Origin of the sequence: Paenirhizobium selenitireducens ATCC BAA-1503 (assembly GCF_000518785.1) — a bacterium.
In the GTDB taxonomy this organism is placed as follows: Bacteria; Pseudomonadota; Alphaproteobacteria; order Rhizobiales; family Rhizobiaceae; genus Allorhizobium; species Allorhizobium selenitireducens.
The window spans coordinates 283,732-300,663 of sequence record NZ_JAEG01000002.1; the positions used below are offsets into that span (position 1 = coordinate 283,732).

At 63.4% G+C, this 16,932-nt stretch carries 14 protein-coding genes; 9 read left to right on the top strand and 5 right to left on the bottom strand.

What is annotated here, in order from left to right; translation table 11 throughout:
• Positions 1–4: 4 nt before the first annotated feature.
• A complete protein-coding gene (locus tag L867_RS0105870) occupies positions 5–1,108 on the bottom strand; it encodes a COX15/CtaA family protein (protein WP_028736013.1) in 1,104 nt (367 codons plus the stop codon).
• A gap of 130 nt (positions 1,109–1,238) precedes the next feature.
• Between L867_RS0105870 and L867_RS0105875 the strand changes: the two genes are divergently transcribed.
• Both L867_RS0105875 and L867_RS24660 read left to right on the top strand, forming a co-directional pair.
• Positions 1,239–1,448 (top strand): DUF2842 domain-containing protein, encoded by a 210-nt coding sequence (locus L867_RS0105875; RefSeq protein ID WP_028736014.1) that lies wholly within the window; start codon positions 1,239–1,241, stop codon positions 1,446–1,448.
• Between the two features lie 148 nt (positions 1,449–1,596).
• Positions 1,597–2,868 carry a GNAT family N-acetyltransferase gene (locus L867_RS24660; protein WP_232363894.1) on the top strand — a complete coding sequence of 424 codons (1,272 nt, stop codon included), beginning with the start codon at positions 1,597–1,599 and terminating at the stop codon, positions 2,866–2,868.
• Here the strand turns inward: L867_RS24660 and L867_RS0105885 are convergent, their stop codons facing one another.
• Positions 2,869–5,094 (bottom strand): exopolysaccharide transport family protein, encoded by a 2,226-nt coding sequence (locus L867_RS0105885; protein ID WP_028736015.1) that lies wholly within the window; start codon positions 5,092–5,094, stop codon positions 2,869–2,871. It abuts the gene before it with no gap.
• Between the two features lie 205 nt (positions 5,095–5,299).
• Here L867_RS0105885 and L867_RS0105890 point away from each other — a divergent pair, with 205 nt between their 5' ends.
• Entirely contained in the window at positions 5,300–5,875 is a 576-nt protein-coding gene (locus tag L867_RS0105890) for a polysaccharide biosynthesis/export family protein (RefSeq protein ID WP_028736016.1), read from the top strand.
• Positions 5,876–5,878: 3 nt separating this feature from the next.
• On the top strand, positions 5,879–7,021 hold the full coding sequence (locus tag L867_RS0105895; protein ID WP_028736017.1) for a glycosyltransferase family 4 protein: 1,143 nt from the start codon (positions 5,879–5,881) through the stop codon (positions 7,019–7,021).
• A gap of 30 nt (positions 7,022–7,051) precedes the next feature.
• Here the strand turns inward: L867_RS0105895 and ftsH are convergent, their stop codons facing one another.
• Positions 7,052–8,878, bottom strand: coding sequence for an ATP-dependent zinc metalloprotease FtsH (gene ftsH / locus L867_RS0105900; protein ID WP_028736018.1), 1,827 nt, complete (start codon positions 8,876–8,878; stop codon positions 7,052–7,054).
• Positions 8,879–9,102: 224 nt separating this feature from the next.
• Between ftsH and L867_RS0105905 the strand changes: the two genes are divergently transcribed.
• The 5 genes from L867_RS0105905 (at position 9,103) to L867_RS27670 (ending at position 13,621) form a co-directional block, all read left to right on the top strand.
• Positions 9,103–10,665, top strand: coding sequence for an undecaprenyl-phosphate glucose phosphotransferase (locus L867_RS0105905; protein WP_028736019.1), 1,563 nt, complete (start codon positions 9,103–9,105; stop codon positions 10,663–10,665).
• Positions 10,662–11,909 (top strand): O-antigen ligase family protein, encoded by a 1,248-nt coding sequence (locus L867_RS0105910; RefSeq protein ID WP_028736020.1) that lies wholly within the window; start codon positions 10,662–10,664, stop codon positions 11,907–11,909. The genes L867_RS0105905 and L867_RS0105910 overlap by 4 nt, the downstream gene beginning before the upstream one ends.
• Before the next feature lie 24 nt (positions 11,910–11,933).
• Entirely contained in the window at positions 11,934–13,073 is a 1,140-nt protein-coding gene (locus L867_RS0105915) for a glycosyltransferase (RefSeq protein WP_232363895.1), read from the top strand.
• A gap of 31 nt (positions 13,074–13,104) precedes the next feature.
• Entirely contained in the window at positions 13,105–13,401 is a 297-nt protein-coding gene (locus tag L867_RS0105920; protein ID WP_028736022.1) for a helix-turn-helix domain-containing protein, read from the top strand.
• 70 nt (positions 13,402–13,471) lie between these two features.
• Positions 13,472–13,621 carry a hypothetical protein gene (locus L867_RS27670; RefSeq protein WP_028736023.1) on the top strand — a complete coding sequence of 50 codons (150 nt, stop codon included), beginning with the start codon at positions 13,472–13,474 and terminating at the stop codon, positions 13,619–13,621.
• A gap of 113 nt (positions 13,622–13,734) precedes the next feature.
• On the opposite strand, the gene L867_RS0105930 is transcribed toward L867_RS27670, so the two are convergent.
• Positions 13,735–14,760 carry an extracellular catalytic domain type 1 short-chain-length polyhydroxyalkanoate depolymerase gene (locus tag L867_RS0105930; protein WP_028736024.1) on the bottom strand — a complete coding sequence of 342 codons (1,026 nt, stop codon included), beginning with the start codon at positions 14,758–14,760 and terminating at the stop codon, positions 13,735–13,737.
• 312 nt (positions 14,761–15,072) lie between these two features.
• A complete protein-coding gene (locus tag L867_RS24665; protein ID WP_051438843.1) occupies positions 15,073–16,668 on the bottom strand; it encodes a calcium-binding protein in 1,596 nt (531 codons plus the stop codon).
• Between the last annotated feature and the right edge of the window lie 264 nt (positions 16,669–16,932).

Genomic DNA, 16,932 nt, shown 5'->3' on the forward strand with positions numbered 1-16,932 from the left:
AAGCTCAGTCCCGCTCGGCGATCGCAATCTGCGAAGGATAGGCGCCGAGAAAACCGCGCCAGTGGGCGACGGCGAAACCGAGCACGACCAGCGCCCCGCCCTGGTGGGCGAGCGCGGCATGCAGCGGCACCTGCATGACGAGGGTGGTGATGCCGAGCGCCGCCTGCAGCGTGATGAGCGCAAACAGAACCACGCTGCGGCGGGCATGGGTCGTCCCCGGCCCCTGCCCAAGGCACTGGATCATGTGCCACAGCGCGACCGCGAACAGCACATAGGCGCCGAGCCGGTGGACGAACTGCACCGTCTTGGCGTTCTCGAACAGGTTGAGCCAGGCCGGGCTCTGGACGAACAGATCGCCCGGCACCAGCGCGCCGTCCATCAGCGGCCAGGTATTGTAGGCGAGACCGGCATCGAGACCGGCGACCAGAGCGCCGAGATAGATCTGGAAAAGCGAAAACACGGCGAGCGTGGCCGCAAGCTTTCGTGCGCCCGAGGAAGGCACCGGATCGTCGCTATGCGGCGCCAGCGCCCGCATGATCCACACGCAACCGGAGAAGATCAGGCAGGCGATGACCAGATGCGTCGCCAGCCGGTACTGGCTGACATCGACGCGCTCGGCGAGGCCGGAAGAGACCATCCACCAGCCGATGAAGCCCTGGAAGCCGCCAAGCGCCAGGAGGCCAAGCAGAGGGAGCTTGACGCGGCGTTCGATGCGGCCGGAAACCCAGAAATAGAGAAGCGGAAGGGCAAAGACGAGGCCGATGCTGCGGGCCAGCAGCCGGTGGCCCCACTCCCACCAGAAGATCGTCTTGAACTCTTCGACCGTCATCCCCTTGTTGACCTGCTCATATTCGGGGATCTTCTGGTAGAGGGCGAATTCCTCGTCCCACTCCTCGGCCGAAAGCGGCGGAATGGCGCCGTGGATCGGCTTCCATTCGGTGATCGACAGGCCGGAATCGGTCAGCCGCGTCGCGCCGCCGACCAGCACCAGACAGAACAGCGTGAGAAGCACGACGCCCAGCCAGATGCGGATGGCCCGGCGGTTGCTTTCCAGCTGATCGATCTTGTGGCGTAGGGCGGTTTCGTCGACGGTCATCGCGCTTGTCATTCGTCAATCCTTGTTTCGCCAGTTGATTTGCATGACATGGCTGTGCAAAACAAGCCCGGCTGTTTGCGGCAAGCGGTCGCGTCCCACCCATGGAAACGAAGCGCCCGGCCGCGGAAAAGGAAGATAGACGATGCCTCTCAGGTTGCGCAAATTCATTGGCACCATCCTCATCATCTGTCTCGTCCTGCTATACGCGATTCTCGCGACGGCTATCGCGTCGGCCTATCTCGGCACGTCGCCGTGGTGGGTGCATTTCCTTTATTTCCTGCTTTCCGGCCTGCTCTGGATCCTCCCGGCAATGCTGATCATCAAGTGGATGGCCGGTCCCATCCGCAAGTAATACGCGTGGTGCGTTACCGATCACTCAGGTCGTTAACCGGACGATAACCGCATCTCGCGGTAATTCGGGGCATGCCTCGGCCGCTAACCGATTTTTCCCTCTCCCTTCGCTATGCTCAGCACAGAGTTTCGTCCGTCGGAGAGGGACCGTGCAGACATCGCCGCTGGAATTTCACAGCACCGTACGCGTGGCGGCAGCCCCTGCCGGCTTGAGCGCACCTGCAAGCCCCAAGGAGGGCGGTGTGACCATGAGCCAGGATCTGGAGATCCGCCTGTTCGACCGCATGGAGCCGCTGGAGGCCGAGTGGCGCAGGCTCGACGCCGATCCCGCCAATTCGCTGCACCAGGCCTATGACTGGTGCCTGGCCTGGGCGAAGACCCATCGCAATCCGCTGGCGATCGTGCTCGGGCGCCGCGCGGGGGAAACCGCCTTCATCCTGCCGCTCGAAATCGTCCGGCACAGCATGGTCAAGAGCGCCCAGTTCATCGGCGCGCGCTTCAACAACATCAATGGCGGCCTGTTCTCAGCCGGGTTCCGCGCCAATGCCGGAGCGGCCGAGGCGACCCAGATCAGCCAGGCGCTCGCCACCCTGCTCTCGGGCAAGGCCGACCTCGTCAGCATGACCAATATTCCGCTTGAATGGCGCGGCGAGCGCCATCCGCTGGCCGGCCTGCCGGCCATCGAGAACCAGAATCACGCCTTCCAACTGCCGCTGATGGCCGATTTCGAACAGACCATCGGTCAACTGAACGCCAAGCGCCGGCGCAAGAAGTTCCGCAGCCAATGCCGCCGGCTGGAAAGCACCGGCGGGTTCGATCACCTGATCGCCCGCACCCCAGCGGAAAAGAACAAGCTGCTGGATACCTTCTTCGAACAGAAGGCGATCCGCTTCAAGGCGCTCGGCATCCCGAATGTTTTCCAGGCGCCCGAGACGCAGGCCTTCTTCCGCCTCCTGCTCGAGGCCGATAGCGGCAGCTACGACACGCCGCTCGAACTGCATGCCATTCGGCTGAAGGGAGAGTTCGAAGGCAAGATCGCGGCAATCGCCGGTCTGTCGCGCAAGGGCGACCACGTCATCTGCCAGTTCGGCTCGATCGACGAAAGCGTCGTGGCCGATGCCAGCCCCGGCGAACTCCTGTTCTGGCTGATGATCGAACGCAGTTGCGAGGAGGGTGCGGCCCTGTTCGACTTCGGCCTCGGCGACCAGGACTACAAGCGCCGCTGGTGCACCGTCGAGACGGTCCAGCACGACATCCTGCTGCCCGTCAGCGCAACCGGCCACCTGGCAGCGATCGCCCAGCGCGGCGTGACGCGGGCCAAGGCCGTGATCAAGGGCAATCCGCAGCTTTATTCGGTAATCCAGCGGCTCAGGGCACACGCCGACGAAGTGCCGGTCCGCGCGACCGGCACCGACGACTGATCAGGCAGCACTGCGCTTTGCGGCCTTGCGCTGCCTGTTGCCGCCACCGCTCATCAGCACCAGATCGGAATAGCCGACCTTTTCGAAGGCGGCCATGATTTCCACGAGCTCCTGCTCGTCCGGCTTCGGCGCCGAGAGAATGATCTCGTGGGCGCCGTTGCGGCTCAGCCGTGCGACGCTCTCGGCATTGGCCGGGCCGCATTCGACCAGTACGAGGTCATAGGCGTCGGCCAGCGCGTCGGCGATCATCGACAGGCGGTCGGCACCGCGCATGGCCTGGCGCACGTCGGAATTGCCCTGCGGGATGACATCGGCGCCGGACAGCCGATCCGGGTGGATCGTCTCGGAGAACGGTGCCTCGCCACAGAGCAGGTCGGTAATGCCAGGCAGATCCTTGCGCGCCGCCATCAGCCAGGTCGGGCAAGCCGATCCGGTCATGTCGATCAGCACCACCTTGCGGCCGCGCTCATCGAATTCGCGGGCAAGCATCACGGTCGCGGTCGATCCGTCGTCGCCGGACGGCGAGATGGCAAAGGCAATGCGCGCGCGCGATTCGATCAGGTAGTCAGCCACGGATTCGATCGAGAACTCGTCACGGGCCTCCAGCGCCTCCGTTCTGGGCGGCCGCTCCAGTTCAAGCGTCTCCTCCATAGCGTCCGCAAGATCCTCGTCCGGCTGAACGGACAGCAAGCTTGCCGGGATGGTAGCGGCCGGAACGGAGGCAATGGCACGCGGCGCAGCGACGGCCGGGGCCGAACGCTCGTTTGCCGTCTCGATTGCGCCGTCGCGGTGCGGCTCCTGGCCTTCCCCGCGCAGGACGGGACCGACAGGACGCAAGGCGCGTCCGCTGAAGAGTTCGGAGAGCATGACGATGACGGCGCTCAGCACAAACGTGGCGAGCGCGGCGACGATGGTGATCGGGATGACCTTGGGGAAGCTCGCCTCATGCGGTTCGACGGCGCTGGAGATGACGCGCGCGTCGGCCGGGCTCGCACCCTTGTCGAGGCGCGTCGTCGCCTCGCGGTAGCGGGCAAGATAGGTTTCGAGCAGTTGTCTCTGGGCGGTCGCTTCGCGCTCCAGCGCCTTCAGGCCGACTTCGTCAGTGCCGGCGCGCGCGCTGTCGGCCTTCACCGTGTTCAGCTGCTGAATGAGCTGCGTTTCGCGCGAACGGGCGACATTGGCGTCATTTTCCAGCCCGGCGGCGATCTTGGTCGATTCCGAGGTGATCTGCTCGCGGATGCCGACAAGCTGCGAACGCAGGGCCTTCATCTGCGGATGGCCGTCGAGCAGCGTCGTCGACAGGTCGGCAATCTTGCCGCGGATCTCCGACTCGCTGGCCTTGAGCCGCTGGATCGCCTCGTTGCCGGTGATGGCGACCAGCGTGTCGGTCGACTTGCCGGCCTTGATCGCATTGCGCACGTTCTCGGCCTTGGCTTCGGCATCGGCCCGCTCGCCGCGGACCCGCGCCAGTTCGGCAGAAATGTCGCTCAGCTGCTGCGAGGAGAAACTCGTCGTTTCGCTGACCTGCATCAGGTCGGCATTGCCGCGGTATTCGGCGACCTTGTTCTCAGCCTCCCTCACCTTTTCGCGCAGATTGGCGATCTCCGGCTCGAGCCAGCGCGCCGCCTCCGAATTGCTGTCCAGCTTCGCGCCGCTCTGCAGCGAGCGATAGACGTTTGCCATGGCGTTCGGCACCTCGGCGGCGAGCTTCGGGTCCTTGGAAGTGAACTGGATGCCGATGACGCGCGACTTCTCGACCTGATAGACCTGCAGCTTTTCCTGGAAGGCCTTCAGCACCCGTTCTTCCGGCGCCATGTCGAGGGGGTTCTTCTTCAGCCCCAGCATGACCAGCAGGTCGGATACGGCCGAGGGATTGGTGTCGGGATCGAATTCCTCGAGTTCATAGAGCTTGAGGTCGCGCGCCACCTGCTTGATCAGGTCGACCGATTGCAGGAGCTGCACCTGGCTGACGATGTTGAGTTCGTCCGACAAAGGCTCGGTCGGCGCCTGGACATTGGTCTGGGTGGTGAAGTTCGGCTCGCGCGGCTCGATCAGGATGCGCGCCTCGCTGCTGTATTTCGGCGACATCATGCTTGCGCCGACGAAGGCCAGGCAGCCGACAAGCGCCGTCGCGGCCAGGATACGCGCCTTGCGCTTCCACACGGCTCGAAACAGCTGTGCAAGATCGATGTCTACATCCTGGTGACCGTTGCTTACGCTCGACATGCTTAACTCCCGGTACAGTTCTCGCGAGAATGTAAAGGATCATGGTAACCCAAGCGTTAATTGGCGAAGGCTCCCGCGCACGTGTCCTGACTTGAGGTCGAAATCGACAGAAAGGCCAATGCATGCAGGCCGCCTTTACCGCGCGTTAACCCTAACCGAATGATAACGGCGGTATCGAATTCTCGCATCGGGAGCGCGACGGCGCATGTTACTGGCTGGCACTAGGGGAATGATGTTGCTCGTGGTCGCGATGATTGTCGCGGCGATGAGCGGCTGTGCGACCTATCGGCCGGTGCCGAAGGTCTTCCACGAAGCAACGATCCAGCCCTACCGCCTCGACAGCGGCGACCGGCTGCGCATCACGGTGTTCGAGCAGCAGAGCCTCAGCAACACCTACACCGTCGATCAGGCCGGCTATGTCGCCTTCCCGCTCGTCGGACAGGTAGCGGCCCGCGGCGCGACCGTCTCCCAGCTCGAGGGCGTGATCGCCCAGAAACTGAAGCAAGGCTATCTACGCGATCCGGACGTCACCATCGAGATCGACCGCTATCGCTCGATCTTCGTCATGGGCGAAGTGGGCCAGCCGGGTCAGTATTCCTATGTCCCCGGCATGACCGTGCTCAACGCCATCGCCGTTTCCGGCGGCTTCTCGACCCGCGCCAACCAGCGCGACGTCGACGTTACCCGCAAGATCAACGGCAATATCCTGACCGGCCGCGTACCGATCACCGACCCGATCCTCGCCGGCGATACGATCTATGTCCGCGAGCGGCTGTTCTGATCCATGCCAGATGCCCCGCCGCTTCGCATCCTCCATTGCTTTCGATCTCCCGTGGGCGGCATTTTCCGCCACGTGCGGGATCTCGCCGAGCACCATAGCCGGGCCGGCCACGAGGTCGGCATCCTGTGCGACAGCACGACCGGCAGCGAGCACGAAGATCGTCTGTTCGACCAGATCAAGCCGTATCTCTCGCTTGGCCTGCACCGCATGCCGATCGCCCGCTCCGTAGGCTTCGGCGATGTCGCGGCGCTCTACAAGAGTTACAAGGAAATCAAAAGTTTGCGGCCGGATGTCTTGCACGGCCACGGCGCCAAGGGCGGCGCGGTGGTGCGCATCATCGGCTCAGCCTTGCGGGCGAAAAGGTATCGCGTTGCCCGCTTCTATTCGCCCCACGGGGGCAGCCTGCATTTCGACGGGAGCTCCATGGCCGGCCGTGGCGTCTTCGCCGCGGAACGGTTCCTCGAACGCCTGACGGATGCCATAGTCTTCGTCTGCGACTATGAACGGCGGACATACGAGACGAAGATCGGCGTGCCGCGCTGTGCCCACCGGATGATCTACAACGGCCTCAGCGACCGCGACTTCGCCGTCATCCCGGCCCGCTCCGACAGCGTCCATTTCATCTATGTCGGCATGTTGCGCGATCTCAAGGGACCGGACGTCTTCATCGACGCGTTCGCCCATACCGAGCGCCTGTTCGGGCATCCCTTGAGCGCGCTGATCATCGGCGACGGCCCGGATCGGGACAAGTATCGCGAGACGATCGAACAGCGCGGTTTCGGCCGGCGCATCGGCCTGCTTCCCGCCATGCCGATCAAGGAAGCCTTTGCCATGTCGAACATCGTCGTCGTGCCGTCCCGGGCCGAGGCGATGCCCTATATCGTTCTGGAGGCGCTTGCCGCCGGAAAGTCGCTGATCGCCACGCGCGTCGGCGGCATACCGGAAGTGCTGGGCGCCGACAGCGATGCCCTGGTCGAACCGGGTGACGCGCCGGATCTGGCCCGCGTCATGGTCCGCGCCATCACCACGCCCGACTGGCACGGCGCAACCATGCCGGAACCGCAAGCCTTCAAGGCCAGGTTCTCCGCCTCGACCATGGCCGAGCAGATGGCACACCTTTATCAAGAGCGCCTCTCCAAGCACTGAACGGCACCGGGTCCGGCGCAGCCGCCAAGCCTATTCGGCGGCCCGCTTCGATGCCGGCTCCACCCGTTTCAGCGGTGCATAATCTTCCGGTGTCAGCGTCTCGCGCTCCAGAAGCAGTTTCGCGCCCTCTTTCAGCTCATCGATCCGGCCCTCGAGCGCCTGCTTGGCCTGTTGGTAGGCCTCCGCGATCATCTTGCGCACGGCCAGGTCGACCTCGCGCGCCGTCGCCTCGGAATAGTCCTTCGGCCGTACCCGGAACTGGCCGTCGTCCAGCCATTGCTGCCGCTGCGGCTCAAGCACCGCCTGGCCGACGGAAGCGTCCATGCCGAAGCGCGTGGCGATCTCGCGGGCAATGTCGGTCACCTTGGCCAGGTCGTCGGCGGCACCGGTAGAGATTTCGCCGAACACCAGATCCTCTGCGGCGCGGCCCGCCAGCAGCACCACCATGCGGTCCTTGAGTTCGCCGAAGGTGATGAGGAAACGATCCTCGGTCGGGCGTTGCAGCGTGTAGCCGAGCGCACCGATCGAACGGGGAATGATCGACACCTTCTGCACAGGGTCGGCCGAGGGCAGCCCGGCCGCCACCAGCGCATGACCCATTTCATGATAGGCAACGCGGCGGCGCTCGTCTGCATTGAGGATCCGGCTGCGGCGTTCGGCACCGGCGATGATGCGCTCGACGGCGGCGACGAAATCCTCCATCGCCACCGTGGTTCCGCCACGGCGCGTGGCAAGGATCGCCGCCTCGTTGATCAGGTTTGCGAGGTCCGCCCCGGTGAAACCGGGGGTCAGGCCGGCAATCTCGTCGACGCTGACGCTCGGCGCAATGGTGACGTTCTTCATGTGGACCTTGAGGATCGCCGCCCTGCCCTTCCGGTCGGGCCGATCGATCACCACCTGGCGATCGAAACGGCCGGCGCGCATCAGCGCCGGGTCGAGGATTTCCGGGCGGTTGGTGGCCGCCAGCAGCACGATGCCGACGCGCGGGTCGAAGCCGTCGAGTTCGGCGAGCAGCTGGTTGAGCGTCTGCTCCTTCTCGTCATTGCCGCCCATGCCGCCAAACGAATTTCGGGCGCGGCCAAGCGCATCCAGTTCGTCGATGAAGATGATGCAGGGTGCCGCCTGCCGTGCCTGCTCGAAGAGGTCGCGCACGCGGGCGGCACCGACGCCGACGAACATCTCGACGAATTCGGAACCCGAAATGGAGAAGAAGGGAACGCCCGCCTCGCCGGCCACAGCGCGCGCCATCAACGTCTTGCCGGTGCCCGGCGGGCCGACCAGCAGGATGCCCTTCGGAATGCGGGCGCCCAACCGGCCGTAGAGGTCCTTGTCCTTGAGGAAGGAGACGATTTCCTGCAGCTCTGCTTCCGCCTCGTCGATGCCGGCGACATCGTCGAAGGTCACGCCCGTCTTGCGTTCGAGATAGATCTTGGCGCGCGACTTGCCGATGTTGATCAGGCCGCCCATGCCCTGCTTCTCGGCAATGCCGCGGAAGAAGAAGGACCACAGCGCGAAGAAGACGATGACCGGCAGGACCCAGGAGAGAATCGAGGTCAGCCAGTTGTTGTCGCTCGCGCCGGTGATCTTGACGCCGGCCTTTTCGAACAGGGCGGCGAATTCGGGATCGACGCGGTTGGCGATGAAATACTTGCGCCCGTCGACCGGCTCCTTGAATTCGCCCTCGACCTTGCTTTCGGTCAGCGTCACGGAGGCGATGCGGCCCTCGCCGACCATGCGGACCATGTCGCTATAGCTCAGCTGGGTGTAGTCGCGATAACCGATCCAGGCCTGGAAGGCCATCAGGAGCGCAAAGGCGAAGAGGAAGTAGCTGAAGTTGAAGACGTGTTTCTTTTCCATAGGCAAACATCCCGTTGTGCATCGGCCGATGGGCCAGATCACCCCATGGCACGATCCGTCCCACGCTTTGCTGATCCGTGTCAAACGGGACCGACGGCTCGCGGCGGCCGCTCTGTGCCGAATTGAACCAATCTTGGCCCGTTGTCGACCTGTCGGCCGCCAATTCTCAAACGTTTCTTAGCAAGTCTCATCTATCCTCCCGCGTCAACGAGCGGGATATTGCGATGAACCAGATGGAAAAGCCGGAACAGTTCGATATCGACGCCTTGCGCCGGAAGGTCTCCGAAAGCGGCGACGCTGACAGGACGACCGCGCCTGCAACCGGCGAAGAGGCGGAGATCAATCCGCTGGCGAAGCAGATTGCCACGCAGTTCAGCGAGGAGAACTATTCGCCCTCGATCATCACCGGCCAGTTGCGCCTGCTGGAACTCGTCAGCCTGTTCGCGATCGGGCTTGCGGTTCATTATTTCCTCTTCAACGATCCGTCCTCCCGTTTCCTCACCGATCTCGTCATCGGCCTGGCGGGCTCTGCCGTTGCAGTGCTGTTCATGCAGATTGCCGACAGCTATCAGGTCTCGGCGCTCCGCACGCCGCTTCGCGCCCTGCCGCGCATCGCCGGCAGCTGGACGCTTGCCACGGCCCTGGTGGCGCTTGCCCTCTTCATGTTTCGCGCCGGCGGCTTCGATTTTCGCGACTGGCTCGTCTCCTGGTACGGCTTTGGCCTCGCCTTCCTGTTCGTCGAACGCAGCCTCGTCGGCTTCGGCATCCGTCGCTGGGCCCGCAATGGCATCATGGAGCGCCGAGCCGTGGTGGTTGGCGGCGGCAAGCCGGCCAAGGACCTCATCCGCGCGCTGGAACAGCAGCCGGAGAACGACATCCGCATCTGCGGCATCTTCGACGACCGGGGATCCGCGCGTTCACCGGACGTGGTCGCGGGCTACCCGAAGCTCGGTACGATCGCCGAACTCGTCGAGTTCGCCCGGCTTGCCCATATCGACATGCTGATCATCGCGCTGCCGCTTTCGGCCGAAGCGCGCATCCTGCAGCTCCTGAAAATGCTCTGGGTGCTGCCGGTCGATATCCGTCTCGCCGCCCATTCGAACAGCCTGCGCTTCCGTCCGCGCTCCTATTCGCATGTCGGCGCGGTACCGATGCTCGACATCCTCGACAAGCCGATCCGCGACTGGGACTCGGTTGCCAAGCGCGGCTTCGACATCTTCTTCAGCATCGTGGCGCTATTGCTGCTCTGGCCGGTCTTCATCGGCGCGGCGATCGCCGTCAAGGCGACCTCCAAGGGGCCGGTGTTCTTCGTCCAGAAGCGGCACGGCTTCAACAACGAGGTCATCAACGTCCTGAAGTTCCGTTCGATGTATACGGAAATGAGCGACCCGACGGCACGCCTGGCCGTCACCAAGGGAGACCCGCGCGTGACCCCCGTCGGCCGTTTCATCCGCAAGTCCTCGATCGACGAACTGCCGCAGATCTTCAACGTGCTGCGCGGCGATCTCTCGCTCGTAGGCCCGCGTCCGCATGCCGTCATGGCCCAGACCCACGACCGCCTCTACGGCGAAGTGGTCGAGGGCTATTTCGCCCGCCACAGGGTCAAGCCCGGCGTCACCGGCTGGGCCCAGATCAACGGCTGGCGCGGCGAGGTGGACAATGACGACAAGATCAAGTTCCGCACCGCCTACGACCTCTACTATATCGAGAACTGGTCGCTGCTGTTCGACCTGAAGATCCTGTTCCTCACGCCGTTCCGCCTGCTCAACACGGAAAACGCCTATTGAGCACGATCGACGCCCAGTATCCCGTTGCTTTCAGGCCGCAGATTGCGGTCCTGATGATGCTCGGCTCGGCGATAGTGGCCTGCGGCGTCTTTCTCTCCGGCTTCGTCATGTCGGAACCGGCGCCCTACGAACTGCTGATGGTCGTTCAGGTCGCCGTCTGGTTCTTGCTCGGCCTGAAGATCTCGCGCGCCGTGGCCCCGCTTCTGGCCTTCCTGCTGACGTTCAATGTGGGCGGCATCCTGTCCCTGACCGTGATGAAGGATCTCGGGACCGGGCCAATGTATCTGGCGGTCTCCACCTTCCTGGCCCTCACCTCGGTCTTCTACGCGGCTATCATCGAGGACCGCCACCAGCGCCTTCGCCTGATCTTCCAGGCCTGGGTGGCGGCGGCGATCATCACCGCACTGCTCGGCATCCTCGGCTACTTCCACGCCTTTCCGGGCGCTGAGGCCTTCACTCTCTATGACCGCGCCAAGGGCGCCTTCCAGGATCCCAACGTCTTCGGCCCCTTCCTGATCGCACCGGCCCTCTACCTGATGCACGGCCTCCTGACCGGCAAGCTTTCCTCCGCTCCGCTCAGGGTCGCCGGCCTGCTCATCATCGCGCTCGGCGTGTTCCTCTCGTTTTCCCGCGCCGCCTGGGCGCTGTTCCTGATTTCCGCCGTCGCGCTCGTCTTCATCCTGCTTCTGAAGGAGCGGACGGGTGCCTTCCGGCTCAAGATCCTGCTCCTGTCGCTGGCGGCCGTCGCGCTGCTGGTCGTCGCGGTGGTCGTCGCACTCCAGTTCGAACAGGTGCGCAACCTGTTCCTCGACCGCACAACCCTCGTCAAGGATTATGACGGCGGCCATCTCGGCCGTTTCGCCCGGCATCGCATCGGCTTTCTGATGATGATGGAAAATCCGCTCGGCATCGGGCCGATGGTATTCAGCGAGATCTTCCCCGAGGACGAGCACAATATCTGGCTGAAGTCGCTCACCACCTATGGCTGGCTCGGCTTCCTGTCCTACATCGCGATGATGGTCTGGACGCTATCGATCGGCTTCCGCTTCCTGCTGCGCGACCGCCCATGGCAACCCTATCTGATGATCGCCTGGATCGTCATCGTCGGCCACGTGATCATCGGCAATGTCATCGACACCGACCACTGGCGGCATTTCTACCTGCTGCTCGGGATCGTCTGGGGCTGCGGTGCGCTGGAATGGCGTCACCAGCGGATGCTGCGGCGAAGCCCCGCCCCTGCCTGACCCATGCCAAAGAACGAGACCCCCTTGCGTATCCTCGAAGTGCTCGAACCAAGCGGCGGCGGCTCCGGCCGCCATTTCGTCGACCTGTGTGCCGGCCTGCAGGCACGCGGCCATGCCGTGACAGCGGTCTATTCCCCGGTCCGGGCGGAGGAGCGTTTCGTGCGCGAACTCATGGCGCTCGATCTGGCCAAGGTGACCGCCCTCCCCATGTTACGGGCGGTGGGTCCTAAGGATTTCTCCTCCTGGCGGGCGCTCCACCGCCTGATCCGCGACGAAGGTCCCTTCGACATCATCCACGGACACAGTTCCAAGGCTGGCGCGCTGACCCGTCTCCGCCTGCCCGGCCCGCATGTTCCGCGCATCTACACGCCGCATGCCTTCCGCACCATGGACCCGACGCTGTCGTCGAAGGGTCGCCTGGTCTTCGGCGCGATCGAGGGCGTCCTTGGACGTTTCCTGACCGACCGGCTGATCTGCGTCTCGCAGAACGAATACGACCACGCGCTTGAACTCGGCATTCCGGCGACCAAGCTCGCCGTCGTCGTCAACGGGGTCGGGATCATGCCGACCGGTCGCCGCGCGGACATCCGCGGGCAATTCGGAATTCCCCAGGATGCCCTGGTATTCGGCTTCATCGGCCGTCTCTCCGCCCAGAAGGCGCCGGAACGCCTCATCACAGCCTTTGCCGCAATCGCCGGGACCGTGCCCGAAGCCCGCCTGCTGATCATCGGCAGCGGTGAACTGGAACCCGACGTGCGGCGCCAGATCGCCGCTGCGGGTATCGCGGACCGCGTCGTCATCAATGCCGACCTACCGGGCTCGGAAGCCACGCAGGCGATCGACGTGCTCGTCATGACCAGCCGCTACGAGGCGATGTCCTATGTCATGCTGGAGGGTGCCGCAGCCGGCCTGCCGTTAATCCTCACCGATGTCGGCGGAACGTCGAACGTGCTCGATCATGATGTCAACGGCTTCGTCGTGCCGAACACCGACGATACCGCGCCGCTTGCCACGGCCATGGCGAGGCTCTGCGACGCGGCAACACGCGCCCGACTGGCCGCCGCGGCGCGCGAGCGCAGCAGCCGTTATGGCGTGGACGCCATGGTCGACCAGACGCTCGACGTCTACCGGCAGGCATTGGCAGGCAGACAAGCGCGCGATTGATTTTTCCGGCATATCCGCCATATTCGCTGTCATGATCACACCCGCACAGATCCGCGCCGCACGCGCGCTCCTCGGCCTCAGCGTCGACCAGCTTTCAGCGAAAAGCGGCGTGTCGGCCTTTATGATCCTCCAGGTCGAGGACGAAAAGGCAGCGACGCTCGACCAGGCGACGCTGCTCACGCTTCGCGGCGCCCTGGAGAGGGCGGGCATCGCCTTTCTGGCCGACGGAGATTGTCCGCCCGGCGGCATGGGCGTAAGGCTTGTCGCACGCCACGACACCGGCGAAGGCCTGCGGCCGGAAAATCTCAACGCGACCAACGACGGCTGAATCCTGCCATCGCAGGGAACAAATTCGCGTCTGCCGATTTATCGCCCATCACACCTGACAGGAGCTATGCATGAATCGGAACAACGGTCTTTACCTGGTCATCGGCGCATTGGCCGTGGTCGTCGTCGGCCTCGGCATTTATCTCTACCGCGAAGAGACAAAGCCCAAGGGTGTTGAAATGACGATCGGACGCGACGGCGTGACGATCCAGGAGAATTGAAGGCCTCCGGCTACGGCCGGCGCGGCGCTCCACGGCCGGCACAGGTTTGCGGAAAGCAAAAGCCCGGGTTCTCCGGGCTTTTTCATAGCACGACGTAAGATCAAACAAACGGTTCAGCGGCTCGCAAGGATGGCCCGGCTCATATGGGTAGGAGCGCTGATGCCACCCTCCAGCATGTACGGCATGCTCGCCTTCGCCGTGGCCGATCTCTTCGACATGATCGGCAGACCATGGCCGAGACCGTCGATCAGGCAGAACTCGATCAGCGGCTTGCCAGCCGCGTCACACCAGATCCTCGCCCCCTGGCCCTTGATCGTCACGGCCTTGCCGTCGGCCTCGTCAAGGCCATAGACATCCAGCCATTGCGCCAGCGTGGCGCGGGCATTTGCGACCGAGACAACGCGATCCGCCGTTCCGTGCCAGATCGAAACCACCGGCCGCTTCTTCACCTCCGGCGTGACGGCACGCACCAGGTCGCCCCACTCACGCGGGGAACGGCTGACCCCGGAATTCATCACAGATAGAGCCGACATCGCATCGCGCGCCGCCCCGTAAGGCAGTCCGGCGACGATCTGGCCGCCGGCGAACAGCTCCGGATAGGTTGCAAGAAGGGCAGACGCCATGGCCCCGCCGGCCGAGAGACCCTGAACGTAGATGCGCTTCTTGTCGACATGATGCCGCTCGCAGGCATTGTCGATCATCTGGCGCACCGACATCAGTTCGCCGCGATCACGCGCGACGGCGCTGGGGCGGAACCAGTTGAAGCAGAGATTGGGATTGTTGGACTTGCGCTGTTCCGGATAGAGCAGCACGAAACCGCCCTCGCGGGCGAGCGAGCTCCAGCCGCTGCCCTTGTCGAAATCATCGGCCGACTGCAGGCAGCCGTGCAGGACGACGACAAGCGGCGCCCCCTTGCCTGCCTTGGGCGGCACATATTCCAGCATGCGCAGATGGCCGGGATTGGTGCCGAAGCCGGTAACCTCCTGCAGGCGGGCACGCACCGTGCGCGGCGTCCTGGCGCGCACGGTGCGCGCCGGCGCGGCAACCGGCAGTGAAGGCATGGCCTTCAGGATCTTCTTCTGCAGCTTTTTCTGCTGGCCGAGGATGAAGGACAACGGCATGGGAATCTTGAGGCGCATGAAAAAGGAAATCCTTTTCGAAATTTCGAAGTATCACTCCGCGTGTAAAGCCCCGCCGCGCGCTCCGGTTCCCATCCAGCGGGCTTCAATTGTTAGCCTATATAATGTTGCGATGCAGCAATTATAGGGCGGAAGGTTCCATGCCCACAAAAAAAGACGCCCGCTGGCGGGCGTTTTTCCTTCCGAACATTTCCGGATGTTGCCGGGATATCGCGCCTTGGAAGAGCAGCAGGCACATTGGGCAGGTCCGCAGGCCCTTGCAGGAGCCCGCGGATGACAGCGCCGCGCCCTGAAGGCGCTCAATGCCGCAAACTAAATGACGGAGAAGTCGGTATAGGTGAGCGTCGCGAAGTTCGAGATCTCGGCGATCTTGATTGCGCTGTAAGCCGTTCCGGAACCATCGCGGTCATAATAGAGATCGCCGTGGTCCTGGTCGTAGAGGATCCGGTCGCTGCTGTCCGCCGCCGCAAGGTCGAGGTTCTTGAAGGCAGCCGACGCAAGTACGCCCGTCGCCGTCAGCGCGGTGAAAATGCTGTTCTCGAGCCAGATGGTATCGTTGTTGCCGCCGGAATTGGAGAAATCGGTGATGGTATCGATGTTGGACGAGCCAAGCGCCGAACTGAATACGAAGACGTCGTTCGCCTGGCCGCCGGTCAGCGTGTCACTGCCGGTGCCGCCATTCAGCCGGTTCGCACCCGAGTTGCCGACAATCACGTTGGCAAGTGAGTTCCCGCCCGCGTTGAGGTTTGCAGTCCCCAGCAGCGTCATACGTTCGACATTGGCCTCGAGATTGCGGCTGATCGCCGTCTGCACGGTATCGATCCCCGAACCTGCATCCTCGCGCACCACGTCGCCGGCGTTGTCGACGACATAGGTGTCGTTGCCGCCATAGCCCGACATGCGGTCGGCGCCGGCTCTGCCGTTCAGGATGTTTGCGGCGTTGTTGCCGAGAAGCGTGTTGGCCAGGTCGTTGCCGATACCATAGATCGACGCGCCGCCTTCCAGAGACAGTATTTCGACATTGGCCGAGAGTGTGTAGGTGACGAAAGACCTCACCAGGTCCACGCCGCCTCCGGCGGCTTCGGTGACCGTATCACCCGCATTGTCGACGATGTAGGTGTCATCCCCGCCAAAGCCGAACATGCCGTCCGCGCCGGCCCGTCCGTTGAGGATGTTGGCTCCTGCGTTACCGACCAGGGTATTGGCCAGTTCGTTACCGGTCAGGTTGATCGATGCCGTGCCGTTATCGTTCGAGGTTCTAAGGCCCTCGATATGTTCACCGGCGGCAAGTGCGTAACTCACGCTGGTGTAGATGAGGTCATAGCCTTCGCCGGAATCTTCGAAGACCTTGTCCTGGGAATTCTCGACGAAGAAGGTGTCGTTGCCGGTATCGCCCCACATTCCATCGGCACCAGTGCCGCCATAGATGAAATCGGCACCGGATCCACCGCGCAATTCATCGACACCGGATCCGCCATCGAGAAGGTCACTGCCAGCCCCGCCTTCGGCGAAGTCGTTGCCGCCACCGAGATAGTAGTCGTCAGCATAATCGCTGCCGAAGATGATATCGATGCCGGTCGAGCCGGCGTAGTACTGCCCAGATGTCGCGCGCGTGTCGTTGATCAGATTCGCGCTCCAATAGTCAGTCTCGCCGGTCCAATCACTGGTGGCTGTTACGGTAATCGTGTGGGTACCGGTGCTGACATAGTCGCTGAAGGCGACGAATGACATGTATCCGGCGCCATAGCCCGAGCCAGACGAGTATCCATCAATGGTGGTCTGGATGCTCCAGTCGCTCAGGTCTTCGCCTGTCTGCGGATCGTAATAGGAGAAGTCCACCGAAGCGTCGGCGTAGAATGTCTGGTTGTACCGATCAAAACTGAAACCGAAAACGGAGAGATAAAGCATCGCAACCTCATGACGAACAGGGACGCAATCATCGCCTTTGAGACATGTCAAAAGTAAGGCCTCAAACCGGAGATTGCGTCCGGGACATCTGTCGACGTCGGCAAGCTCTGAGGAGACTTCGCGCTCGAAGCCCGAAAACGCAGGGTGAAACAGAGTTCCCAGGACGTCTTGACCGTGCGGATCGCCGGCAACTCGCCGGGGAAAAAGCAAAGCCCAAAAACGCAGAAGGCCGCCAGAGGCGGCATTCTGAATTCTGCTGGGATA